Below are 25,893 nucleotides of genomic sequence, written 5' to 3'. Positions count from 1 at the left end.
ACTCAATGATTGCAATGAAAAAAGCAGGTGGACTAGCCACCTGCTTTACCGATCACCACACTTTAATATAATTTTTGCCCTTATTCAAAAGTGTAAGAGGTCCTAAAGTGCTTTTATTCTCTTTCTTGTTATCCAGAAAATCTGTATCCAGGATTATATTGCTGCCATCCGGATTCTCAAACTCGGCATCCACGATGCGCACCCGCGGCAAAGTTTCAGTTGAATGTACTTCACCTAAGAAGTTAACGAAGCTATCAGGCAGATCAATGGAAAGGAATCCCTCATCTCCTTGATCTACAATAAAGAAGTCTGGATCAAAGCTTTCCTCAACCAGCTTTACATTCTCTTTTTCGAAAGGCTCTGCACTGTTTAAGTAAGCGTTGTTATTAATGAACATAGGCTGTTCAACGAGTTCAAACTCCTCAAGATCACCGTGTAACTTATGGACATTCTCGATATACTCCGCCAAAGAGGTGGTGTAGTGATTGAAATGTGATGTTCCCACGCCTGTCCATCCGTCTTTTCCAACAATGATATTGTTATAGAACCGATCGTCCCCACCATAAATAAGTGAGAAACCGGCAATTTTTGTACTATGCGGAAGATGATATTGCGTGGACCGGTTTAGTACCTTTCGATGAACCATCCTGCCGCCGATCAGATTGTTGATATAGGCTCCACCTTGGGCTACATTCTCTAAAGCATGTTTAGCTGTCAAGATATTATGGTCAACAATGTAAGGGCCATGGCTTACTTCTATAAACAAATCCCGATGATTTTGATAGAACAGATTTTTGCTGATTCTTGTCCCTTGGGTCTGCCAATCCAGCCATAAACCTAAAGTACAATCGTGAATCCGGTTATGGTGGATGTGAGTATCGATCGGTGCGTGAAGCTTGATCCCGGCAATTTCGTGGCCCCAGAATTCCCGTTTTGTCGCAATGTTGTAAATATGGTTATGATGAATTTCGCTGAAAATACAACCTAAGTGGCCGACGATGGCATTTTGGCCGCAATCATAAATGGTATTATGGCGGATAAGATGTGAACCGATCGATTCTTTGCTCCAGCCCTGACGCTCAGCAGTAAAGACGGATTCAAGCTGATATTGATATCCGGGTTTGTCTTTTCGAAGGGTGCGGTAATTATGGCCTGTGGAAGCTTCTTTGCCGATACTGATAGCGCTGCATTTGGCATCGTGAATGATATTATTTTCAATAATCCAGCCTTTGCTCCAGTTAGTGCCTAGCAGTCCGGGCTGGTCTGCCGTTGGAGGTGCCCAAGGTGTTGCCGCATGCGCCATTTCAAAACCTTTTACAGTAATATAATCAATTCCGGTTTCTTCAGGGTAGAAACAAGATCTGCGTACATTGATTTCTACCAGTTCTTTGTTCGGGTTGGCACCTTGGAAATTAGCGTAAATCGTGGTGTGGTCAGGGCTTACTTCGGCAAACCAAACGTAGGTCGTCTGTTTTGGATTTTGGACCGGAACCATCTCTTGTGTCCAGAGATCCTTGAACTCCAGCTTTTCGACAGGAGCTGCCAGTTGATCATACTGACTGACCTCGTAAAAAGACATGCCATTTAGATATACATCCCCTAAGTGTCTTGTCTCCTCTATAGTGACGAGCCAATCGCCAGACACTTCCTCAACATACGGATTAAAGCTGCCAAAAAACGTGTTCGGCAAGATCACTTTCCATATTTGGTTCTCAACCTGCTGCCAATCTTGTATATGCTCAGAGCCTTTTATGACAACCTGCTCGTCTTCAGCGGCTTGATAAATAATTCTTCTTTGTTCGCTTAATCCTTTGTATCTCGGTTTTACCCACTCGCGATATATCCCTTCATGAACGATAACCTTATCCCCAGCCACAGCTACTGAAGCCGCTTTATTGATGGTTAAAAAGGGATCCACCTGAGTGCCTTGACCTTGATCTGAACCGGTTTTTGATATGTGATATTCCATTGTCCTATAACCTCCGCTTGGTTGACTTTATCCAATATTATAGGAAATAACGTTGTTAGTTCTATACTTTATATAGTACACTTTAAGACAAAATTAGTGTTTTCGTGAAGGAGAATCTACTTGTGGCCCTTTTTTGAAAAACATGGTGTCAGCGAAAAAGATTACTTTAAACTCATTCCATTGAAAAACTATCATTTTCCACTTCATTTTCATCGGGCATTTGAGATTATTTATGTCAAAGAAGGGCAGTTATCTATCACCATTGATGGGAAAAGCTATCAGGTACAGAAAAATGATCTGGTTTTTATTTTTCCTAATCAGATGCATGAATTTGAGACGATTGATTTTTCGGAGATTATGGTAATCCTCTTCTCCACAGAATTGATAGGTGATTTTCACATGAATTATAAAAGCTTTATTCCAACTGACAATGTTCTCCATGCTGTGAATGAACCTGATTGTACAAAGCTGGATTCGATTTATAGCCAGAAAAGTTTCCTGTATGGTGTATGTGCGCAGTTGATCTGTCAGACATCATTTGCTCCGGTCAAACAGTCCCCGCAAACAAAGGTGCTCTATAAAATCCTGCTTTTTGTAGAACAAAATTATTCTGCCGATTGCACATTAAAAGCTGTAGCAAAACATCTGCAATATGATTACCCGTATTTATCAAAGCTATTTGTCCAGCTGATGAAAATGCCCTTCACAGATTACTTGAATCACTATCGGATCTCACAAGCATGTTATATATTAAAAAACTCGAATCTGACTATTGGTGAAGTTGCCAACCTTTGCGGCTATAGTAACTTACGGTCATTTCATCGGAATTTCCAGAAAATCACCCATCAATCACCGAAAGGGTATCGGGTTTCCAATCCGCCTGATAAGGAAATGAACTAGAAGACTTAAGGGGGGAGGGAAGAGGATAAAAAGAACTCCAAAACCACGAGTATAGTGGTCTTGGAGTTCTTTTTTTATTTTTGCATCATAATTCTGTAAATCAGCATGGCGGCTTCGGCACGTGTGGAATGGGCAGTTGGTGTAAGCTGCTGCTGAGAGTCTCCTTTAATAAGACCTGCTGATACCAGCGTTGCAATATCATTTGCCGCATAATTAGAAATTTGATTATGGTCGGTGTAGCTGTCTAATGCAGAGGGGGAGGAAGCGGTCGTATTCGATTCCCATACCTCAGCAGCCTTCAATGCCCTAGCTGCCATAACAAACATTTCTTGTCTGGAGATGGAGTCATGAGGGTGGTAAAGGCCGTCGGTTTGGCCCGTAACGACCCCTAATTTCTGAGCTGTCATAAGTCCCTCATAAAAGTAATCGTTAGGTGACACATCAGCAAAGCTATTTCCTTCTGCTGCGGATAGACCTAAAGCTCTAACCAATAAAAGTGCGAAATCTGCACGTGTAACAGTCTGGTCGGGCCTAAACTCTGTTTCTGTTACACCATTAATGACACCTTTTGATGTTAGTACTTCTACAATAAACTTCGCCCAATGAGAATCAGTTATGTCCCTGAACGTTTTGTGATTGTAAACGGCGGCGTATTGTCCAGATGAATTTGTTGTTGAGAAAATAGCTTGCTTCTTATCTGAATCATAATTCCCGCCTACTACCGGTTGGATGACTCCGTGCTCATTGACGTTCCAAACTACAATAAAGGCGTTGTTCAATGGAGGTACAGCTGCTGGATAAGGAAGCCCAATTTGTATGGCCGAATTTAAACTCTCTAATTGAACTGTTGTACCATCCAAAAGTAACTCGTAATCAATAAGCAAACTTTCACCCAATTGCTTCTTTAAACTTCCTGTTGTATCGACAGGCTTGAGGAGCAAGGTAACCGTCTTCACATTGTCCAGTGTCTTCGCCGGGAATAGATTATCCGGAAGTACAAAGGTAGCTAGTGATGTATTGATCTCCAGCTGCAATGTGGATGCTCCAACAAGAAATGCTGCGGCAGGGAGAGTGACTTCAAATGAGCCAACATTTGACGATTGTTCCTCTGCGAGCTGAATTCTTAGGATTTTGTGGCCTGCGGAATTAGGTTTGGCTAAAGCCATAATCTTTTGTAAGGAAGATTCAGTCAATATTACGCTAGCTTTTTCTCCATTCATAGTAGTAGGTATCTCAATCCTTACGCTACCGTCCAAATGGAGTATAGTAGTGGTCGAATCTCCAACCGATGATCCGGAACTGCCTGAGCTCGCGGCAGCCGTCGGACTTGGAGAAGCGGTCGGACTCGGAGAAACAGTCGGACTCGGTGAGGCCGTCGGACTTGGAGAAGCGGTCGGACTTGGAGAAGCCGTTGGGCTCGGAGAAACCGTTGGGCTCGGAGAAGCCGTCGGACTCGGAGAAGCCGTCGGACTTGGAGAAGCCGTTGGACTCGGAGAAGCCGTCGGACTTGGTTCCGGCCCATCCAAAGGAATGAACTTCAAGAAATCGCCCCAGATTATATTCCCGTCAGTATCCCGAGAGTAATTGACTACAGGATTTAAGCTGACAAAGTTAGAATCACTCAGTTCTAAACCTGATTTATTCGCCGATCGCGTACCGTCAAACATGAAATTATTGTCCGCAGCTAAAGAAGCTGGATATTGGTCTTTTGCAATGTTGGCAGTTCGGTAAGATAAGAAACCGTCAATCGTAAAGTCTGCAGTAATGTGATCATAAGTGGTGAAGCTTATATTACCACGCGTATTGTTAAATCCGATGTTGTTGATGGCGATCACACCTGGATTACTATTGCTTGTAAAACCATAAGCGCCATTACCAAAAGCGATGGAATCGCGGATGGTATGTGTGACATGAATGCCTTCGCCACCAAGCTTGAAGCCATTTTTATCACCGGCACCTACGGTTCCGTCTGTTAAGAACCCATTGTTGAAGGCGGCGCTGTGCTCAATCAGCACTGAACCTATTGCACCTGAGCCTGCTTTCGTATATAAGTCCCAGCCATCGTCGATATTGTTATGCGCCAGACAACCTCTAAAAATATTACCAACACCCGCAGTCAATTTTGCCGCAAAGCCATCGGCATTATTGTCAGATGGATCACGGTTGTCGAAGGAGGTACTGTTGAGAATTAAGTTGTAGGAAGGCCATTCACTGAGTTCTATCGCGGTACCATCTGTTCGGCTGATTTGTAGACCAGTGTCACCATTCGCATAGAAACGGCTATTTTCAACGATGTTATAATTGCCTCCCACCGTAAAGCCCTTGGTATTCCCTGCTGAGCGAGTGAAATCAAGTCCTTTCACATGCCAATAGTTTCCGCTCAAGAGAACGCCTTCTGTTTTTTTGTCAAAATCAAAGATAGGTCTTGCTCCTGGTGCTGCTTCTATATACTTTTTGGCGGAGGCTTTGCCATCATTGTACTTTTTAATCTCAAGTGGTGATTTCCGCACATAACGACCCTCAAGCACAATAATATGCTGACCTGGTTTAACGAAATCAATCGCAGTATCGATATCAAGTGGGAGATTGATTGTTCCATCTCCGGAGCTTGATCCGGTGGGGGATACGTAGATATCATCATCTTCGTTATAACTTTTTAGGGTGACGGTAAAGTTGCTGATGATCTTCTCATAAGAGGTCAAATACTGAGTATCATCTGATAAAAAAGTAATGCTGAAGTTCGTATCTCCTTGATCAAGAAGTCTCGTGGGAATAGAAAGACGTTTACCAGCTATTGCCTCGATATCCTGAGCGATGATCGTAGAACCTTGCTTCAACGTCACCGTTCCGTTGACATTAGAGCGCACAATCATTTGGTAAGCTGGATCTGAGGTTTTACTTAGTGAAAGTATATTTAAGCTAGGTGTGACGGGAGTCGCAGGTGGTTCTATTTTAGGAGAATCTGTAGCTGCTGAAGTGACTGTTAATTGAATATTGCTTACATTAATTGTGGCTAAACGAGCAGCATAGAATCCGACATACATTTTTGAATCCTGTACGCTTAGAATGTCTGGTGTGAAATGAATAGCTTGCTGGCCATTATTGAGCTGTCCTGTAAAACCACTATTCGTCTTTGCTAAGGTTAAATGGTAAGGTGCTGCTGGAACAGTATTGGCAGGTGCAGGACGTTCTTTTTGAAGCATGATGGTTTGAATCCCTTTACTGCCAGTCCCATCCGTTTTTTCAACTCCCGTACGGACAAAAAGCTGTGTGCCCAGATCGCTTTTCGTCCCGCCGCTATAACCACCGAGGGCAGCTATATTGGATGCAAAGACGCTAGAATTTCCTTGTGTGCCGATGACGTCACGTGCCATAATGCCAAAAGATTCTTGCCCGTCATATGGATTTTTTGCAAAAGCCAACACTTGGATATCCGCAGACAGCACGAAATTATCTTCCGCAGCATCTAGCTCGGTGTAATAGAAGGTAATGCCGTCATGATCTTCGGTGACTTTACCGCCGCCTTCCAAAGCGATCAGTTGGGCGGATCCATCCTCGTTGACAATCGTCTGATTGTTAGTAGCTGAAGTGGACTGACCGAATTGAATGCTTTTCCAAACGGGATCCATCTTTTCTTTTACTGTAACGGAATACGTAATGGGCATAATAGAAGAATCGGTAGGGAGTATGCCAATTTCATACACTCCAGCTGCCTGATTGTTGAACTTGGAAGTGTCGAGCGTATAGCTGTTTAGCTTCTCTCTATCTGAATTATCATACACTTTGGATACGAAGAGATCTTTGCTGTCAAAGTTTTCGTTAATAAAAAAGGTAGTTTTAGGATAGCTGGTGACTTCGATGCCTACTAGTTTTTTAACGTTGACCTTAACTTGAAAAGAGGTTGTTAAGCCTTTATGCGTAATTGTGATTTTTTTATCCCCAGATGTCGTGGTGTCGAGAGGAGAGACTTTGTATTCATTGTTCAACAGCCGAATCTGTGTACCATCACTGTAATGAGCATAAACCACAAGTCCTTCTAGTTTGAGGGAGTCCCCGATATAGTAGAGTGTTTGTTTAGGTTCATTTCGAATTTCTAAAGCGGATAACGTCGCTGCTTTTACTTCCACATTAAAGGTCGATGTGATTGCCGGCGCCTCTGTTGAAGTAACGGATACCGCTGTGGAGCCTGATTGCGTAAATAGATACGGTAATAAATCGCTGATCGGTTGTCCGTTAATGGAGAGGGAATAAAGATCACTGGTCAGTTCTTTGGTCAGGAAGCCGTCGTTATAATTGGCAACAAGAACAAGACCTTCTGGATCGAAGGTATCCCCTGGGTAATATACGGTTTTAGCTGGATAATACTTCACTGATAATGAGGTCATAGATAATGGAACGATTTGCAAAGGAATGCTCACGAAAGCACCGTTGTAGTTAATGGTTATGATATTTTCTCCAACCTTGCTGCTATCAAAGCCTGTAACAATATAATCCGTAGAAGATAAAACTGCCTCGCTCTCATCAGAAAAAATAGCCTTAACGACTAATCCAGTCAAATCAAGGGGCTCACCAACCAGATAAGTGGTTTTCATCATTGCGCTCGTATCAGCGGTTAAGCTGGTTACGATTTTGGATTCAAGCTGGATGTCTATGTCACTGAAAGTAACAGTTGCATCTCTAGCTACATAAATTCCGGCAAAAAGAGTATCTGTGAACGTATCGTCCAGTGTTATGATTTCGGTCTGATCACCCACACTTAATCGATAAGTATCTCCTGATTTTTTAATACTTAGCGAATATACAGCTCCTGCGGACGGGGCCTGGATATCGCTAAAAGGATTTAACTTCACTTGGGTATCTTTTTTATAAAAACCTTTCATTACTTGATCCAAAGCACCGACCGCCGCGTAGTTAGAAGTGCTTGTGCTTGCATCTCCGTTTGTTCCAACACTGTCGCGGAGCATAAGACCGAAGGATTTCTGGTTAGGTGTGCTGACAGTACTATTGTTATTAAAAGCAATCACTGAAGCGGTCGCTTTCAGTTCAAAGTTCGCATCCACAGGAATCTCTTTCGAATAAAAAGATAATCCCTCATCGCTGCTAGAGATTTTGCCGCCGTAAGTCGTCATCGTTACAGAGGTTGGACTTTCAATTATAGGTTCGGGGTTCTTAGCTGGACTAGTATTGCCTCCGAAGGCGCTGAAGCCCCAAGGTCCTAGCTCGATTTGGCCTTCTTGACTGAATTGAATGTTTCGGAACGTAACCGTAGTATTTCTAGCAGTATAAAGGCCCGCATATTGAATGGAGCCGTCAAAGCTTTCGATCGTTTTGGTTTCATTGCCGATGCGGACAATATACAGATTTCCGGTCTTTTTGATGCTTAATTCGTAATTCTCTCCTTGGGCAGGGCGATTAGCGTTATCAAACACGTACCCAAGTTTCTGTAGGCTTGTATTTTGCAATTTATGAAACGCTTTCATTTCTTGATCCAAAGCACCCACGGCGACATAATCTCCAGAGTAGGCTCCGAATTGGTTATCCCACACATTGCCGCGCAGCATTATTCCGAAGGAAACTTGGTTATTGGCTGTCCAAGCATCCACGTGAGCCGTTGCCTTCAATTCAAAATTAACGCTTGGATCAATTTCTTTAAAGTAATAAGCGATACCTTCCGTGCTGCCCGATACTTTACCTCTATCGTTCGAGCTTCGCAGTGTTGCTGATCCATCCGTGTTCTCCGTAATGCCAAAGTTGGCCGCAGTAATCTTGTCTTGCCCCCCAACATCACCAAATACGCTGCCTTGCCATTCACTTTGAATGTTAATCATTCCTTCATAAGGATCAGGTGCTTCCTCTGCAAACATCGATAACGGAAAAGAGGAACACAAAAGCAGGAAGGTTACGAGCATGGCTAACAAACGTTGTTGTTTTCTCAATGATTAAAACCTCTCCTTATATGATCGATTTTGACCAAAGCTAAGCTTGATCATCCGAAATTATACGTTATCACTAAAGCGTACAGCTATAATCAATACGCCATATAACGCTGTTTATGCAGCAGGAGAGGGAGAATCTGAGTTAATGACACCCGGTTTATGCCTTTGCTTCTGCTATTTACGTGGAGTTTTCGGAGTCTGTTGCTGGTGGTTAGTACGCTGCGTGGTGGTTACGGGTGCCGAAGTTGTCGATAAGTATGCTCGCAGTGGAAGTCCGCGACCGTTTGAGTCAAAATTACATACTCGGTTGTCGTTAGTGAACCTAAGCTGCCGATAAGTACGTTCGCAGTGGAAGTCCGCGACCGTTTGAGCAATAATTACATACTCGGTTGTCGTTAGTGAACCTAAGCTGCCGGTAAGAACGCTTGCAGTGGAAGTCCGCGACCGTTTGAGCCAAAATTACGCCCGCGGTTGTCGTTACGGACCGTAGTGCAGCTATTTCGCTCATTTACCCTGAGTTTCGGACTGCATAGCTCTTAATGAGCCGAAAAAGTGGATCTGAGGGGTGCTTTTGAGTAAATAGCTGCAACTGAGTCCGATAAGGTGGCGAAAACGAGGAAATTCAGCAAATAAGGACTATATAGTCCGAACGTAGGGAGTGCATTGGTGATAGTCGTAGATGTTCTGTAAAATGCGTAGATTCTGGGGAGATTAAAGCCAACATATGGGTTTGAGCTGTTGTTAAGTACTTTCCGCATGGTGGTTACGGACCGTAACGCAGCTATTTCAGCTAATTCGCTCATTTTCCCTGAGTTTCGGACTGCATAGCTCTTAATGAGCAGAAAAAGTGGATCAGAGCAGTGTTTTTGAGTAAATAGCTGCAACTGAGTCCGATAACGTGGCGAAAACGAGGAAATTCAGCAAATAAGGGCTGTACGATCCGAACGTATGGAGTGCATTGGTGATAGTCGTAGGTATTCTATAAGATACGTAGATTCTGGGGAAATCATAGCCAATACACGGGCTTGGGCAGTCATTACTTCCGCGGTTGTTGTTGCGGACCGTAACGCAGCTATTTCAGCTAATTCGCTCATTTTCCCTGAGTTTCGGACTGCATAGCTCTTAATGAGCAGAAAAAGTGGATCAGAGCAGTGTTTTTGAGTAAATAGCTGCAACTGAGTCCGATAAGGTGGCGAAAACGAGGAAATTCAGCAAATAAGGGCTGTACGGTCCGAACGTAGGGAGATCATTGGTGATAGACGTAGGCATTCTATAAAATGCGTAGTTTCTGAAAAAATCAAAGCCTTTACATGGGCTTGTGCTGTTGTTAAGTACTTCCGCGTGGTGGTTGCGGACCGTAGTGCAGCTATTTCAGCTAATTCGCTCATTTTCCCTGAGTTTCGGACTGCATAGCTCTTAATGAGCTGAAAAAGTGGAACTGAGGAGTGTTTTTGAGTAAATAACTGCAACTGAGTCCGATAACGTGGCGAAAACGAAGATAATTGGCAAATAAGAGCTATACAGTCCGAACGTAGGGAGTTCAGCTGGCGAGAGTGCATAATGAATGGCAAACAGATTAAAACTGGCTTACAAAGTGAACCAAATCATCTAAATATGGCTCAACAACAATATGTCGTGGAAAAAAGACAGCGGTCAAATATGTTCTTAATGGTGATAAGGCATTCTTTTTTGAGAGCATAGAGTGATCAGCATCAGGAATATAGAAGACGGAGAGTAGGTTTTCAGGAATTTTTTCACGGTAAACACGTTCGGTTTCCTCAACATCTACATTTATATCTTGCCCGCCAAGAACTAAGTGGACAGGTGTAGTGAAGTTTTTTAAATCCCCGCTCGCATCTGACTGATAATTTTTAGCGAAAAAACCCCATTTTTCTTTGGAAATTAATTCGTCCGATTGTGCAATTCGCAAGTACTTTTCATACGACGCCTGTTCTTTAAGTAGCAGTAGGATTTGCGCGTTATAATCTTCTCTCTTTTTTATCTCCTGTTCTGAAAAACCTTCTAAAATCATCTCTTGTCGGGTATTGTATTGTCCTTGAGAAATCCATTGAATGGCGGGGGATACAAGAATACTGAAGGCGAGATCAGGCACTTTTTTAACAATCTTAGGAATCACCCAGCCCGCCTGACTTGCTCCCCACAAACCAATAGCTTGAGCATCAATCATAGGTAAGGCTTTAGCCCAGTTAATCGCATAAATAGTTTCTTGCGCTCTATCCTCCATGCTTTGTTCTAGCCAGTTCCCTGAGGAACCCCCAATACCCGGTTTGTTAAGAGATAAGGAAGCATATCCGGCAGAGGCGAGCTTTTCCCACAAAGGTTTATATCCATCATCGTAAGTATCATTAACTGGGCCATCCCCATGAACAAAAACTACCAGTCCGACGGTTCCAGAGTAACTTTCGGGCAGAACTAAGGTTCCTGTTAGTTGACCTTGAGGTGTATCTATTTCAATTTTTTGCTCAGTCATTGAAAAAGAATGTTGCTGTAGTACGAACAGGACCGCTGCAATCAACAACGAAATGGTAATCATCCAGACAGTTAGCTTATTTTTCTTTTTCATTCATTGATCCCCCAGATTGTAGCGATGTTTTTCTTATCATGTAATGCCAAACAGGCTCTTTAAAAAGTAAATGTCTTACCGCGCTATAGTCAGATTTATGGATCTCAAAGTTCAACTGCTGGTACATATTAATGGCTCGTTTATTATTGTTAGCAACATGTAGCGTTAATCTTTCAACCTCAGAATGACTGTTGACAAAATCCGCCGCCCAATCCAGCAACTCTTTGCCAATTCCCTTATTACGGTGACTGGACCGAACAGCCAAATGAGCCACATAACACTCTTTTGCTCTAGGTTGATAATCCAAAAAATATAACCCAAGGATTAACTTACAAACATTTAAGCAACCAAATTTCTTGAATAGCTGCAAAAAGGGAGTCAGATTCAGTGGTTTCATTGATCCTTTTTTAAGGGAGAGCGTATCCTGCCATTTTAAGTAGATAGTGCCAACCACTTCTCCGTTTTCATAAGCGATTATTTGTTTGGATGATAAAGAAGTAGAATCTTGTTCCCAAAGTCTTATAAGTAGATCAGCAATTTCATTGTCCTCGAGAGAGAGAAGAGAGTGGAATTTCCCGTGAAATGCATCTACCAAAAGCCTGCTTACAGCCTCACGATCTTGTTCCTGGTAATGGGCGATGATAACCTCGTTTGTACTCATTTAGTGGTATCATCTAAGGCATGCTCGATTTGAATTTGAAGCTCATAATGAAGCTTGTCGTTGTTAAACATGGATAGGTACGATTTCTCCAAAATGATGATTGGTCCCAATACCATGTAGTGATGCCCATTTAAAAAGTGTTCCAGCTTGGCAATCTCATGATCTACATCCTGATCGTCTGTTACAAAAAATGCTTTATAGAGATAACACCCTTTTTCTAAAACAATGTCAGGGGCGGGAGTGGTTTCAATGGTTTCAAAGCATAAGGTTACTTGTTCAGAATCGTATACATAATGCAAATCTGTTTCAAATAAATGATGGTACTGCGGTCTTTTTTCATATAAACTTCGTGCAGTTATTGTTTCGTTATCCTCTAGCACCAACCACTTTTTCAGATAACGATTGTCCACATGTTTAATTTGATAATCCCCCTTCATGTTGCCATAATCTGCATGCTCTTTTAGTACCTTTTGTATAAATTGTTGCAGCATTATTAATTGGTTTATTTCTGAGTTGATTTTGTTTAACGATTTCTCTAACAGCAGTTGGTAGTCATTCGTTGCGGATTTATTCATACTTTGGTTAATGGTGCTGACAGGGATGTTTAATTTGCGGAGCAACAGGATATGTGCCAATTGATAGATCTCATCGATGCCGTACATCCGGTACTGATTATTGTCTATATAGGATGGAAACAGGATTTCTTTTTCTTCAAAATATCGAATCTGGTGGATAGATACATTCATAAGTTTTGATAGTTCGCCAATTGTAAGGTACGGATTCAAGGGCGGTGCTCCTAACTGTAAGTTATTTGATAAAATAACTATAAACCTTAGGTCAGACCTAAGGTCAAGTGTTGATTAAAATACGGACTAAGCAGAGCACTTTTTTTCTGAATAATGATTAGTAATAGTAATAGTAATAGTAATAGATGGTAATGAAAAAGACTTAGATTTTGGAAGGACAATGCGGGGGTGCAACGGATTAGATTCAGGATCATTTTTTTGTATGAGCCTTGCTGGTATGACCCTAGAGTTGCCATTACGGACCGTAATGCAGCTATTTTAGCTAATTCGCTCATTTTCCGTGAGTTTCGGACTGCATAGCTCTTAATGAGCTGAAGAATTGGGTCAGAGCAGTGTTTTTGAGTAAATAGCTGCAACTGAGTCCGATAGCGTGGCGAAAACGAAGATAATTGGGAAATAAGAGCTATACGGTCCGAACGTAACTTTGTTAATCAAACCATACTAATCAAACCAAACTAATCAAAACAAACTAATCAAATCATCACATTCTAAGCTGATAGGTTCGATTGCGTACTTTTCCACCGACGATCTCTAGTAGCTGCTGTTCAACTAACTCATATAAAACACGTCGGGCATGGCGATTAGTGACTCTAAGATGGTGGGTGAGCTCTACAGGTGTGAACGGACGCAGAAGACGTCTTGCGAAACGAAGTGTTTCAGCTTCTAACCAAGTTAATGAAGAGGGCGCGTCTGAAGCCATGAATTTGCCGATGAATGCGAGTACTAGTTGTTGACATAGCTGAGGCTCGTCCGTGATTGAGGGATAGGCGATGGATAGGAAGGTCCAACCGTCTAGCGATAATAAGGAATGGCGTCTACATAAATCTTTGAATCGTCGTACATCAAGATCTCTAGCATGCGGACCGTAGCCTTGAATCTCAATTCCACCCTTTGCTCCACCTGGCATATAGGCCAGATCAAGATAACGATAACCATTGTTGAAATCGCGCACTTCCCATTCGGGGAACAAGTAGTTGAAGTTTCCTACAGCAGGAAACCATACCGCACGCAGAAATTCGACTGTTCCATAGCCCAACCCTTTTGCAAGAAGCTCCTGTCTGCGGGGATTGTTCTCCTTATCCAAGTTGATCTGTAACCATTCCTCTAGTTGCTGTTCGAATCTGGACATTTTGTAAAAAGCCGCTCCCATACAATTCCTCCTGAGCTTAACCCAGGATAGAGATTGTATAAAAGCGGCGTGTTCTTCACGACCTATAGTTGCTATTATAACGAGTGCTGGGGATTTCTTCAATGAGTTACTGTGTATAAAGATGACGAATTCTAGTAGGTTTTAAAGGAAGGAAGCTAGCAGGGTGAACGAGCTGAATTTGCTGAAGTTAATAGTTACTCTAAAAGCGGATTCTTCCCCCGCGCGGCCGCATGGCTTTTCTAGGACGATCATCATATGCTTACTGATCCGCAAAAATGGATTACGTGCTCTGCGCAATATCATTATTCATTTTCGAACGTTGCGGACCGTATTGCAGCTATTCGTACATTTTCGCTCGTATTCCAAAAGTTACGGACTGCATAGCTCTTATTAGCCGCAAATCGACTCAAAATGGGGCAGTTATGTGCGAATAGTTGCAACTGAGTCCGATAGCGTGTCAAAACCTTCGTTTTTCAGCAAATAAGGTCTCCTGAGTCCGCAAGTGCCGGGCAGATGCGTTCGAGTCGCCAAAGTAGCACAAGTCGCCCAACTGGTCCATTCATTTCATCATTAAACTCATCATGCTCATTTCGTCGTCCTACTCATCGTGCTCATACCGTCATCCTACTCATCATGGTCATATCAGACCCTCTTTTCATACAAGTCCCGCTTTTTCCGAAAAAAATCCTAATAAAGGCCTATTACTTTGTCGAATTGTGAAGGAAATTAGAAAATTTTATAGAATTATCTATGTTCATCTAAACTTTTTACTCTACATCACGTGTTGCAGGATGGCCCTGGTGATTGCTGCAGCTTTACTCTTCCATAAAAGGGGCCGATACGATGCTCAAAAGGACATTACTTATCTATTTGATTGGTTTAATTTTATTATCTGCGATTCCTCTATCCATTCTTATGGGTCACGATAAACAAGGAAGTCACCTGCAAGTGCAGCATGGAGTCATGGATCTCGCGGCTTGGGATTATGAACAGGATAAGATTATCAAGTTAGACGGTGAATGGGAGTTTTATTGGAACCAGCTATTAACTTCTGAGCATTTTAGGGCGGGTAGCGCAGATATACCTGATTCTACAGCTTGGATGGAGGTGCCCTCCCGGTGGAACGGCAACATCGTTAATGGAAGCCCTTTACCCGCCTTCGGTTCCGCCACCTATCGGATGGTTCTAAAAAACCTGCCTGTAAGTGGGGTATTCGCCTTGAAAAAAACAAATATCCGCTTTTCAAGCAGGATTTTTGTTAATGGACAGTCAGTTATTGAGGATGGTAATCCTGCTGCTAATGAAGCTGATTATCGGTCAGGGAATATCCCGCTGATTGGGCTTTTTTCGTCTGATAAGGGAGATGTAGAAATCATAATTCAAGTCTCTAACTTCGATTATGTAAATGGGGGCATTCCGGTTTCTTTATCCTTTGGTGAGGAAGCAGCAATGATGGAGGTTCAGCAGAAGAGTACGGCCCGTGAATTTAGCACCGTTGCTATTTTAGGCACACTTGCCCTTATCTTTTTTATCTGCTTTGGGGCAGCGTCCTTATACCGTAAGCAGGATTACTCTTTACTTGTATTTGCTACTATTTGTTTGCTGTTTGCGATATATCATGGGTTGATCGGCGAGCGTTCACTCTTACTCTTTTTCCCTAAACTTTCGTTCATAGTGCTCTACAAAGTAAAGGATATAAGCTCCATCTCCTGCTTTATTGTGCTCGCAATATTTTTTTACCAAATGCACAAAAGCATAATATCTTTAAAATTTACTCAAGCCATAACGATTGTTTTAGGCAGCTTTATAATTCTGGTCGCCATCCTGCCGATTCGTTCTTACACGGTCATTTATCCGTATGTGATTATTTTATATGAGCTGATGTTAATTTGGATGTTATGCAGAGTGGCTACCCTATATATCAGAAGCGCAGAAGTAAATAGAATCAAATTGCTGCTGATGTTTATGGCGATTCTAGCTATTAATTTATATTCCATAGACATTATTTTGTTTGCTCTTTCTATAAAAGAGAACCTTTGGCTCGGGCAGTTTTACATTGTGGCTTTTAATATCATCATGATCGTGCTGATTGTTCTACGTTTTTTTGAAGCCTACCATACCATAGACGAGATGAAAAACCAGCTGATCGGGCTGGATAAAATTAAAGATGAATTCCTTTCCAACACCTCACATGAACTAAAAACACCTCTAAATGCCATAGTGAACATTACAGCTACGCTGCTGGATGGGGTTGAGGGTCCAGTTAATGAAAAACAAGCGCAGAATCTAGCGATCGTAATAGGGAGCGGCAGAAGATTAACACATATGGTAAATGAACTACTTGATTATTCCAAAATGAAGTATGGAGACATCACATTATACAAAAGCAACCTGGATTTGAAAGCCGTTGTTGATTCCGTCATGGGTATTCATTCTTTTTTGCTCGGAGAAAAGTCGATCCTGCTCGTTAACAGAGTCGCTTCGAATTTCCCTATGGTGAATGCAGATGGCAATCGTCTGATTCAAATTTTCCACAACTTGGTTGATAATGCGATTAAATTTACGGAACAGGGTGAAATAGAGATTAGTGCCAGAGTTATTCAGGAGTGGGTGGAAGTACGTGTGGCAGACACAGGTTTGGGTATCTCACCGGATATGCAGGAGCGTATTTTCAAAGCTTTTGAGCAGGTGGATGAGGCGGAGATTCATAGTCATGGTGGAACAGGGCTCGGATTAAGTATTACTAAGAAGCTAGTAGAACTGCATGGTGGGAACATAGCTGTGGAATCTACAGTGGAAAAAGGTTCGGTGTTTATTTTTACACTTCCACGGTGGGATAAAGCGGTTAAGCCAATCTCGAGGCCAACCCTTAAGGCGGCACATTCTTATAAAGAATTAAGTTTCTCCCATGGTAGTTATCCCCTTTATATCAAAGGCGAGATCGATGAGCCCATTTTAGTAGTGGACGATGATTTTGCCAATCTGCAATCTATGATCAATCTGTTTAAGCTAGAGAAATATTCTATTGTGGTTGTCAATCGCGGGCAGATGGCACTTGAGGAGCTAGCGAAAAACACAGACTTTTTTCTGGTGGTACTGGATATTACCATGCCGGACATTTCGGGTTACGAGGTTCTGCAAAAGATTAGAGAGAGATTTACTCCTTTTGAACTGCCTGTGTTAATGTTGACGGCCAAGAACAGGGTGAGCGATATGAAGATGTCCATGGATAACGGTGCAAATGACTATGTGGGAAAACCTTTTGAAGCTGAAGAGCTAATGGCACGTGTTAAAAGTCTGACCCGATTGAGAGCTTCCGTGAAGACTGCCAAAGACGCCGAAATTGCTTTTTTACGATCCCAGATCAAACCTCATTTCTTATACAATGCTCTGAATTCAATTGCTGAACTATGTGTGGAGGAACCTGAGAAGGCCGAAGAGTTGACACTGCAGCTGTCCCAGTATTTGCGAAGCAGCTTTGATTTCAAACAACTGGATTCACTAACGAGTCTGGAGAATGAGCTTGAGCTGGTAGAGGCTTATATCAATATTGAAAAAGCACGCTTCGGTGCCAGATTAAATGTGGAATATGATGTGAGAGTGAATACGGATTACCGGATTCCTCCGCTGATTCTACAGCCTTTGGTCGAAAATGCAATAAGGCATGGCCTAATGTCCAATTTGCGGGGTGGCACGGTAATTATATCTGTAAAAGAATTAGAGAATTCTGTGATTAGCTTTATTGTGGAGGATAATGGATCTGGAATGAGTGAGCATAAATTGAAAGAAGTAATGCAGTCAGATGTAGATAAAAGAGGGGTGGGGCTGTGGAATATCAGTCAGCGCATCAAGCTATTATATGGAAAAAATATTCATATTCAAAGTGCTGAAGGATTAGGCACAACGGTATCTTTTGAAATTCCAATACAGCAGCTTAAGCGGATGGGAGGTTGAGGCATGCTGCGAGCGATTATTGTAGATGATGAGGAGTTATCGGTAAAACGCCTGAAGCGGATCTTATCGCAGAGCGGAGAGATTGATGTCTATGAGACGTTTTTGAATCCTGCGGAAGCCTATGCTTTTGCGAAGGCCAATCCGATAGATGTAGCTTTTTTGGATATTTCTATGCCTGAGACGAATGGGATGAAGCTTTCTAGCCTTTTGCATGAATTGGATGAATCGATAGATGTGGTTTTTGTAACCGGATTTGATGAGTATGCGCTGCAGGCTTTTGACCTAAGTGCAGTGGATTATCTTTTGAAGCCTGTAACTGCGGAGCGGTTGTCTAAGACGTTAGAGAAACTCAAAAAAATAAATCGAAATACAACGGCTGAGCCTACGTTAGAAGTTTTTTTATTTAATGGTTTAAAAGTGTACCGCAGAACGCAGAACAGAGAGCTAATCAAGCTGAGAAGTCCAAAAACAGAAGAATTATTTGCTTTTCTGGTTAGTAAAGGGACGGTTAGCCGGGAGGAAATTATCGACACGTTGTGGAGCGGATTGGAGCCTGAAAAAGCATGGAAGAATCTGAACTCGACGCTGTATTATATTCGAAAAGCAATCGGCGCCAATTATATAAAAGCTAGCAGGAATGAAATTCATGTAGTAGAAAGCAGCATTTATTGTGATCTGTATGAATTTGAGCGATTGTTAAAGCAAATCAGGCAAACCTCTGAAAGACATGTTGAATGGATGATTCAAGCAGAAGTTTTATACACAGGAGCATTACTCAAAGGAAAAGCCTATGAATGGGCCAGTGGCAGGACGCGCAGACTCGAGCATGAATATATAGGATTGCTAGAGCTGGCTGCAAGATTTCATTTGGAGCAGAATCAGCAGCAGCAAGCACTGCATTATTTTGGAGAAATAATAAAATTAGATTCCTTGCGAGAGGACATCTATCATGAAATCATTAACTTATTAATTGAATTAGGGCGAATGAATGAAGCACAGCGGAAATTTGGTCAATTGGAAGAGATGCTGCAGCAAGAGCTCGGAACAACACCCGATCCTAAACTCAAAGCGTTAATGAAACAGAAGTTATTGTAATGGAAGGAACCTTCGAAAGGATGGCTATCGAGGGTTCTTTTTTTGTTTATTTTTTGTTTATCTTAATTTTGTATAATACTCTCGATTATTGTCGAATTAAGGACATGATTTATGCTAGAGGGGGAAATAGAGTTTGAAGCCATCATTTATGAAAATAGGCATTAGTATTTCGTTATGTACTGGACTTGTGGTGCAGGGGGTGGGTCCTATGCAAACTCCAATCATAAGTGCAAAAGCTAGTTTCGGTTGGCTCGAGAATAGCCCAGCTATAATAACGTCGATTAATGAAGATGACTATTCCAACGCAGGAGTTGAGGTAGCCAGCTTTTTGACAGGAAAAGTATCGGATCCAGCGTCAACAGGGATTGCTGTAGTAGCTTTAGATAATACCAAAGGGGCCTGGCAGTATTACAACACGGTGGGACGAATTTGGTATAATATCGAGCCGGTGTCAAACAGTAATGCTTTTCTGCTGCTGAAATCGGAGAAAATCCGTTTTGTCCCGGCGAAAGACTGGAACGGAACGGCATCCATTAGCTTTAAGCTATGGGATACAACAGCATCCGGTTATCAAAATTATCAAAAAAATGCGAATACCACAGTATCTGCCGCGTTCAGCTCAGATCCGGGTATAGCCGTAATTACTGTAAATCCAGTGAATGATGCACCTTATCTGACAGAACTAAATGGTGGGGACTATCTTAGTTTTGACGGTAACGGGGATTATGTGACGTTCCCGGATCAACGGATTTATGGGAATTCTTTTACAGTTGAAGGATTTTTGAAGGTAGATGCTTTTCAGACATGGATGAGATTTTTTGAATCATCGATCGCAGAGCAGAACCACAATATTTTTGTAGGTTTTAACGGTAAACGGATGAATTTCACTGCCTACACTAATAAGGGAGATATTAATGTCACTGAGGATTTCCCGATTTCTAAATGGGTTCATGTCGCAATTGTTTATGATCACAGTCAGAAAAAGGGACGGATTTATTGGGATGGTGTACTTAAGGCAGAAGGGGCCATGGATTTAAGTACAGTAGGAAACGTTGCACGTCCGAATAACTGGCTTGGAAAAAGCACGTGGAGACAGGACGGAGATTATAACGGCGGAATGAGAGACGTTAGGTTCTGGAGTAAAGCCAAGACCCAAAGTGATATTGTTCGAGAAATGAATGTCGACTTGACAGGCTCGGAGCCTAATCTGGCTTTAAACTATAAATTAGCGAATAGCAATGATGGGAATGTAGCTATTAATACCTCTGGTCTTCCCCTTAAGAACGGTACAATTACTGGGGCAACCTGGAAGCAGGACACAGGTTTTATGGGGAATACTACAACCGATAAAAACAAGTCGGTCTCACGATCCTTTAAGGTCCTCGATGTGGATGGAGATGACCTACAAGTATCAGCTACTTCCTCGAATACGCTCTTAATTCCGAATAATGGACTGAAAATAAGTGGAAGTGGTGAGCAACGAACTTTAGAAATAACACCCGCAGCGAATGCTTTTGGCACCAGTGTGATTTCTGTTAAGGTAAGTGATGGAGCATTAAGCAACACCTACACTTTTAATGTGACCGTGAACAATACGGGGGATGTAATCGTAACCGGAGTGACCCTGGATAAACCAACACTCAGTTTAACGGAAGGAGAAGCAGGAGACACGCTTAGTGCCGTAATAGCACCTATTAATGCCACGAACAAAACAGTAAATTGGAGCTCAAGTGATGAGACTGTTGCAACCGTTGTAAACGGGGTGGTAACTCCAGTTGGCGTTGGAACAGCGATCATCACGGTAACGACTACTGATGGAAGTTTTACAGCTTCGTCTGTAGTAAATGTGAGTGCTCCAATCCCGCCGGTTGTGGATGTAACTGGAGTGAAGCTAGATCAGGAGACACTGAATTTAACAGCTGGTGAAGCTGATGGACTCCTCAAAGCAACAATAGAGCCTGCCAATGCAACGGATAAAGACGTGATCTGGAGCTCGAGCGATGAAACAGTCGCGACCGTTGTGAACGGAATAGTAACTCCGGTTGGAGAGGGGACAGCAGTTATTACGGTAACGACCAAAGATGGAAGTTTTACAGCTTCGTCTGTAGTAAATGTGAGTGCCCCAATCCCGCCCGTTGTGGACGTAACTGGAGTGAAGCTAGATCAGGAGACACTGAATTTAACAGCTGGTGAAGCTGATGGACTCCTAAAAGCAACAATAGAGCCTGCCAATGCAACGGATAAAGACGTGATCTGGAGCTCGAGCGATGAAACAGTCGCGACCGTTGTGAACGGAGTAGTAACTCCGGTTGGAGAGGGGACAGCAGTTATCACGGTAACGACTACTGATGGAAGTTTTACAGCTTCGTCTGTAGTAAATGTGAGTGCCCCAATCCCGCCCGTTGTGGACGTAACTGGAGTGAAGCTAGATCAGGAGACACTGAATTTAACAGCTGGTGAAGCTGATGGACTCCTCAAAGCAACAATAGAGCCTGCCAATGCAACGGATAAAGACGTGATCTGGAGCTCGAGCGATGAAACAGTCGCGACCGTAGTGAACGGAGTAGTAACTCCGGTTGGAGAGGGGACAGCAGTTATCAAGGTAACGACCAAAGATGGAAGTTTTACAGCTACAACCACAGTTAATGTAGCCGCTCCTAAGCCACCTGACGTTATCGTAACTGGGGTGACTTTAGACCAGACAGAACTTAACTTAACGGTGGGTGAAGGCGAGGGAACTCTACAAGCGACAGTAGCACCTGCTAATGCAACAAATAAAGGTATGATCTGGAGCTCGAGCGATGAGACAGTAGCTAAGGTTGTTTATGGAGTAGTAACGCCGATTGGTGAAGGAACAGCCATCATAACGGTAACGACGAAAGATGGTAGTTATACGGCTTCTACAACCGTTACTGTGAAGGCACCTGTTAAACCAGTTACAGCACCTGGAATTCCAACATCCGTAACTGCAACTGCAGAGAATGGTCAAGCAATCATCACCTTTATCCCGCCGGTGAACGATGGAGGCAGCGAAATCACAGGATATATTGTAACTGCTAATCCGGGAGGTTTGACGGTTACAGGAACTGGAAGTCCTCTGACAATCAGTGGTTTGACGAATGGAACAAGCTATACCTTCACGGTACAGGCAATCAATAAAGCTGGCATCAGCGAATTCTCTGCTGAGTCCAATGCAGTTGTTCCTAGCACTCCATCTGGTGGTGATGTTGTTGTTCCGTCGCAACCAACCCCATCACCAACTCCGGCACCTGTGGTAAATGCTGCTTCCATTCTAATCAATGGTAAAGCTGAAACAGTGGGAACCGCAACGAATGGTAAACGGAATGAGCAAACGTTAACCACTATTGTGTTAGATCAGAAGAAGCTAGAGGACAAGCTCGCCACTGAAGGTAAAGGTACAGTAGTTTCTATCGGTGCAAATAGTAAATCTGATGTTATAGTTAGCGAATTAAATGGACAAATGGTTAAAAATATGCAGGGTAATCAAGCGATTCTTGAGATTAAAGCGGGAAATGCGACATTTACACTGCCTGCTCAACAAATTAATATTGACGCTTTGAACGAGCAAATCGGCAAGTCGGTAGCTTTGCAAGATATTAAGATACAGATTGAAATTAGTGCTCCTACAGCCGATAAAGTTAAAGCTTTAGAAGCAGCTGCGCAAAAAGGATCCTTCTCATTAGTTTCCGCGCCAGTTAATTTTACGGCTAGAGGTATCTACGGAGATAAGAGTATTGAACTTTCCCAATTCAATACGTATGTTAAACGTACCATAGCCATTCCTGAAGGGATGGACCCGAACAAGATTACAACGGGAGTGTACGTTGATTCCGAAGGTTCGGTACAGCATGTTCCTACTAAAGTGGTTGTAATTGATGGCAAATATTTTGCTACTATCAACAGCCTAAGCGGAGGTACTTACTCCGTAATCTGGCATCCGCTTGAATTTAGTGATGTAGCTAATCACTGGGCAAAAGAGGCAGTGAACGATATGGGCTCCCGATTAGTCATTGAGGGAACAGGTAGTGGTCAATTTACTCCGGATCAAGCCATTACCCGTGCAGAGTTTGCGGCGATTGTTGTACGCGGTCTGGGACTTGAGATGAAACAAGCTGCAACACCATTCTCAGATGTAAAGACCACGGATTGGTATAACAGTGCGATCAACACGGCATTTACTTATCAATTAATCAATGGTTTTGAAGATGGCATGTTCCGCCCTGATGAACATATTACCCGTGAACAAGCGATGTTAATTATTGCTAAAGCGATGAAAATTACAGCGCTACAGACTAAGCTTTCTGTTCAATCGGCTGACGTTTTGTTAGCTCCATTTACAGATAGTAGTGAGGTTTCTAACTGGGCAATCAGTGGAGTTACTGACACTTTGCAGGCAGGCATTATCATGGGAAGAAGCAGTAAAGGGCTTGCTCCGAAAGATGATATGACCAGAGCTGAGGTTGCAGAGATCGTGAAGCGGCTACTTGAAAAGTCGGATTTAATCTAATCTACTGAGCTCCAGAATTGTGATCATTAGAGGATTCGTTCAAAGAACATTGAACGAATCCTCTTTTCTTTTTATGGCTTAGCTCGTTTATACGATAATTAATCATTAATGATGTATTTCAGACAGCACAATCAGGCCATGCAGAACGGCTGAAAGAAATCCTGAAAGCTCATCCGCACCTTGCGAATATGGAGAATAATATATTCGATAGTGATGGTTATACTTCCTTACATTCTGCTGCTTTTCATACGGATAATGTAGAACTAATAGAGTTGTAAATCGAACATGGCGCCGACATTTCTGCTAAAATAAAAAGTGGTGAATCTGCATGGTCGGTTGCGATTAAGCAGAGTAATCATAATGTTGCAGAAATTCTTCGCGGAAAAGGAGTAGTCTTGAATGAAAATCACAGTGGATGATAAGAATGATTCAACGGTAGCTATAATCTCTGGTGAGGAGATCATAATCAATAATGTAAGGGATGCCTTAGACTTAATGATGAATGTGAAATACCAAGGATGCGATAAAATGCTTCTGAGGAAGGAACAGATTACGGATGATTTTTTCGAGCTAAAGTCTGGAGTTGCTGGTGAGATTGCACAAAAATATACAAACTATCAGATGAGAGTTGCTATCGTAGGAGAATTTACAAGCTATAACAGCAAAAGTCTGAATGATTTTATTTACGAATGCAATCAAGGCGATAAAATGTTGTTCAAAAGTACTGAAGCTGAGGCTTTAGCGGCCCTACATTTATGCAAATCGTGGAGATGATCCAGAGAGGAGTTATATCATGGATGAAAGTAAAATCACATATGAATCGATCGATGCCTATATTTCCGGGTTTTCGCTTGAGGTTCAGGAAATCCTTAATACGTTAAGAAAGGTGATAAAAGAGGCGGCACCGGAAGCAGAGGAAAAAATAAGCTATCAGATGCCTACTTTTGCATTACACGGAAATTTGGTGCATTTCGCTGCTTATCCCAAGCATATTGGATTCTATCCAACTCCAAGTGGAATTAATGCTTTTAAAGATGAATTATCAGGCTATAAAGGTGCTAAAGGTTCCGTTCAATTCCCTATTGATAAGCCTATGCCTTATGAATTAATTAGCAAGATTGTAACCTTCAGAGTCGCTGAGAATCTAAAAAAAGTTGAAGCAAAATAAGGTCTCTACTGGTATGAAATAGAGAGGTCCATCTGGTCAGGGCTGGAAGTGTGCATCCATTGTGGATGTTCTTCTTGATGCTGGTGAACATTGGATCCACTTCCGAGGCACTCCTGCCTCTTTTTCCTCATTTCGGACGTCGTACAAACGCCAGTATGATATCCTGGGCATAGTCCCCGAACCCACTTCCGAACAGATTTAGTCCTCGTTTATTGAGTGCATCCTCCCGAATTTCAAAACGTACACGAATAGGTTCATTAAACGCCAGCTTTAAAGAGCTGATTGTAGTGGAAGATGAGAAAGAACCATTACAGCTGCTGCCCGATTCCGAGACACTCCATGTAGTAAGAGCTCCATATTCAGTTCCACTTCTCCAACGTTCAGGGGTCAGTTTCCCTTTGCGGTTCCCGAAATCGGAGGGACAGGTCCAAGTCCCGACTAACTGGTCATTGATGGATAAGCTGATATCACTGGCCCAATCCTCTCGAAATGAAGGGGCTTCTGAGCATACTTCTGCCGAAATGCGGATTTCGTCCAACTCGACGCCTGGAGGCAGGGGGTTGGCAAAATAGTATTCGACATAACCGGCTTCTGCGAACCATAAGAGAGAGGCATCGACTCGTTCAGGCATGTAGAATGCTCTTGGATCATCTTGGGAGCCAATGACACCACCATCTTTTCCGGCCATCCCGCAGGACGGTTGTATGGAGCAGTGGGAGAACATTCCGATGGGCATATGTATTTCCTCAGTTTGATGCAGCCCATCCCCTAGCTTTGAAGGGAGATCGAGTTGAATAGAGCGACAGGTGACCGCACAGATTTTTTCGCGATTTGCTCCTTGTGTAGATGAGATAAGATTAACCTGTTCTAACGTCTGCACATTGATAGATATCGTTGGCTGAGCTACACCTAACGTCTCAGCTAATTGACTGACACTCATAGGCTTCTCTCCAAGGGCTTCAAGAATGCGGACGCGAACGTCACCAGACAGTGCTTTAGCTACATCTAAAATGCGTGACGCGGGATAACGTATCGTTTCTTGTGAAATATCATTCATCATATTTGTTCCTTTTCGTATAGGATGGGTTGAGGTTATTGTACAATGAAGAACGAGTATTGTAAAATCATAATAAACATTGCGA

14 protein-coding genes are annotated in these 25,893 nt (G+C 42.6%); 7 read left to right on the top strand and 7 right to left on the bottom strand.

Annotation, left to right across the window (positions count from 1 at the left end; all coding sequences use genetic code 11):
- Nucleotides 1-52: 52 nt before the first annotated feature.
- Nucleotides 53-1,969, bottom strand: coding sequence for a right-handed parallel beta-helix repeat-containing protein (locus MHH89_RS08990; protein ID WP_076280210.1), 1,917 nt, complete (start codon nucleotides 1,967-1,969; stop codon nucleotides 53-55).
- A gap of 120 nt (nucleotides 1,970-2,089) precedes the next feature.
- Here MHH89_RS08990 and MHH89_RS08985 point away from each other — a divergent pair, with 120 nt between their 5' ends.
- A complete protein-coding gene (locus MHH89_RS08985; RefSeq protein ID WP_076129714.1) occupies nucleotides 2,090-2,869 on the top strand; it encodes a helix-turn-helix transcriptional regulator in 780 nt (259 codons plus the stop codon).
- A 74-nt stretch (nucleotides 2,870-2,943) separates the two neighbouring features.
- Here MHH89_RS08985 and MHH89_RS08980 read toward each other — a convergent pair whose 3' ends face one another.
- From MHH89_RS08980 to MHH89_RS08960, 5 genes are all read right to left on the bottom strand, one after another.
- Nucleotides 2,944-8,805: a bacterial Ig-like domain-containing protein gene (locus MHH89_RS08980; RefSeq protein WP_341086876.1), complete on the bottom strand. Its 5,862-nt coding sequence runs from the start codon at nucleotides 8,803-8,805 to the stop codon at nucleotides 2,944-2,946.
- Between the two features lie 1,576 nt (nucleotides 8,806-10,381).
- Nucleotides 10,382-11,389, bottom strand: a complete 1,008-nt coding sequence (locus MHH89_RS08975) for an alpha/beta hydrolase family protein (protein WP_076305728.1) — start codon at nucleotides 11,387-11,389, stop codon at nucleotides 10,382-10,384.
- Nucleotides 11,373-12,050 carry a GNAT family N-acetyltransferase gene (locus tag MHH89_RS08970; RefSeq protein WP_341086874.1) on the bottom strand — a complete coding sequence of 226 codons (678 nt, stop codon included), beginning with the start codon at nucleotides 12,048-12,050 and terminating at the stop codon, nucleotides 11,373-11,375. The genes MHH89_RS08975 and MHH89_RS08970 overlap by 17 nt, the downstream gene beginning before the upstream one ends.
- Entirely contained in the window at nucleotides 12,047-12,835 is a 789-nt protein-coding gene (locus MHH89_RS08965) for a MerR family transcriptional regulator (protein WP_076305730.1), read from the bottom strand. Before MHH89_RS08965 ends, MHH89_RS08970 begins: the two co-directional genes overlap by 4 nt.
- Nucleotides 12,836-13,337: 502 nt before the next feature.
- The gene (locus tag MHH89_RS08960) at nucleotides 13,338-13,985 is read right to left on the bottom strand and encodes a transcriptional regulator (RefSeq protein ID WP_341088801.1); all 648 of its coding nucleotides are present in this window, start codon (nucleotides 13,983-13,985) and stop codon (nucleotides 13,338-13,340) included.
- A gap of 184 nt (nucleotides 13,986-14,169) precedes the next feature.
- On the opposite strand from MHH89_RS08960, the gene MHH89_RS08955 reads away from it, so the two are divergent.
- The 6 genes from MHH89_RS08955 to MHH89_RS08930 all read left to right on the top strand — a co-directional run bounded on the left by MHH89_RS08955 (nucleotide 14,170) and on the right by MHH89_RS08930 (nucleotide 24,751).
- On the top strand, nucleotides 14,170-14,400 hold the full coding sequence (locus MHH89_RS08955) for a hypothetical protein (RefSeq protein ID WP_248548775.1): 231 nt from the start codon (nucleotides 14,170-14,172) through the stop codon (nucleotides 14,398-14,400).
- A gap of 449 nt (nucleotides 14,401-14,849) precedes the next feature.
- Nucleotides 14,850-17,960: an ATP-binding protein gene (locus MHH89_RS08950; RefSeq protein WP_139330226.1), complete on the top strand. Its 3,111-nt coding sequence runs from the start codon at nucleotides 14,850-14,852 to the stop codon at nucleotides 17,958-17,960.
- Between the two features lie 3 nt (nucleotides 17,961-17,963).
- Nucleotides 17,964-19,055, top strand: a complete 1,092-nt coding sequence (locus MHH89_RS08945) for a response regulator (RefSeq protein ID WP_076309250.1) — start codon at nucleotides 17,964-17,966, stop codon at nucleotides 19,053-19,055.
- A 133-nt stretch (nucleotides 19,056-19,188) separates the two neighbouring features.
- Complete coding sequence (locus MHH89_RS08940; RefSeq protein ID WP_341086870.1) at nucleotides 19,189-23,583, top strand: Ig-like domain-containing protein; 4,395 nt, start codon at nucleotides 19,189-19,191, stop codon at nucleotides 23,581-23,583.
- 399 nt (nucleotides 23,584-23,982) lie between these two features.
- Complete coding sequence (locus tag MHH89_RS08935; protein WP_076128242.1) at nucleotides 23,983-24,357, top strand: DUF4180 domain-containing protein; 375 nt, start codon at nucleotides 23,983-23,985, stop codon at nucleotides 24,355-24,357.
- Nucleotides 24,358-24,376: 19 nt separating this feature from the next.
- Nucleotides 24,377-24,751, top strand: a complete 375-nt coding sequence (locus MHH89_RS08930; RefSeq protein WP_076304056.1) for an iron chaperone — start codon at nucleotides 24,377-24,379, stop codon at nucleotides 24,749-24,751.
- Between the two features lie 127 nt (nucleotides 24,752-24,878).
- Here MHH89_RS08930 and MHH89_RS08925 read toward each other — a convergent pair whose 3' ends face one another.
- The gene (locus tag MHH89_RS08925; protein WP_254857042.1) at nucleotides 24,879-25,811 is read right to left on the bottom strand and encodes an ArsR/SmtB family transcription factor; all 933 of its coding nucleotides are present in this window, start codon (nucleotides 25,809-25,811) and stop codon (nucleotides 24,879-24,881) included.
- Nucleotides 25,812-25,893 lie beyond the last annotated feature (82 nt).

The sequence above is a fragment of the Paenibacillus sp. FSL H7-0323 genome (genome assembly GCF_038002725.1).
Taxonomy (GTDB): domain Bacteria; phylum Bacillota; class Bacilli; order Paenibacillales; family Paenibacillaceae; genus Paenibacillus_AQ; species Paenibacillus_AQ odorifer.
This window is presented reverse-complemented; position numbering and strand designations above follow the sequence as displayed.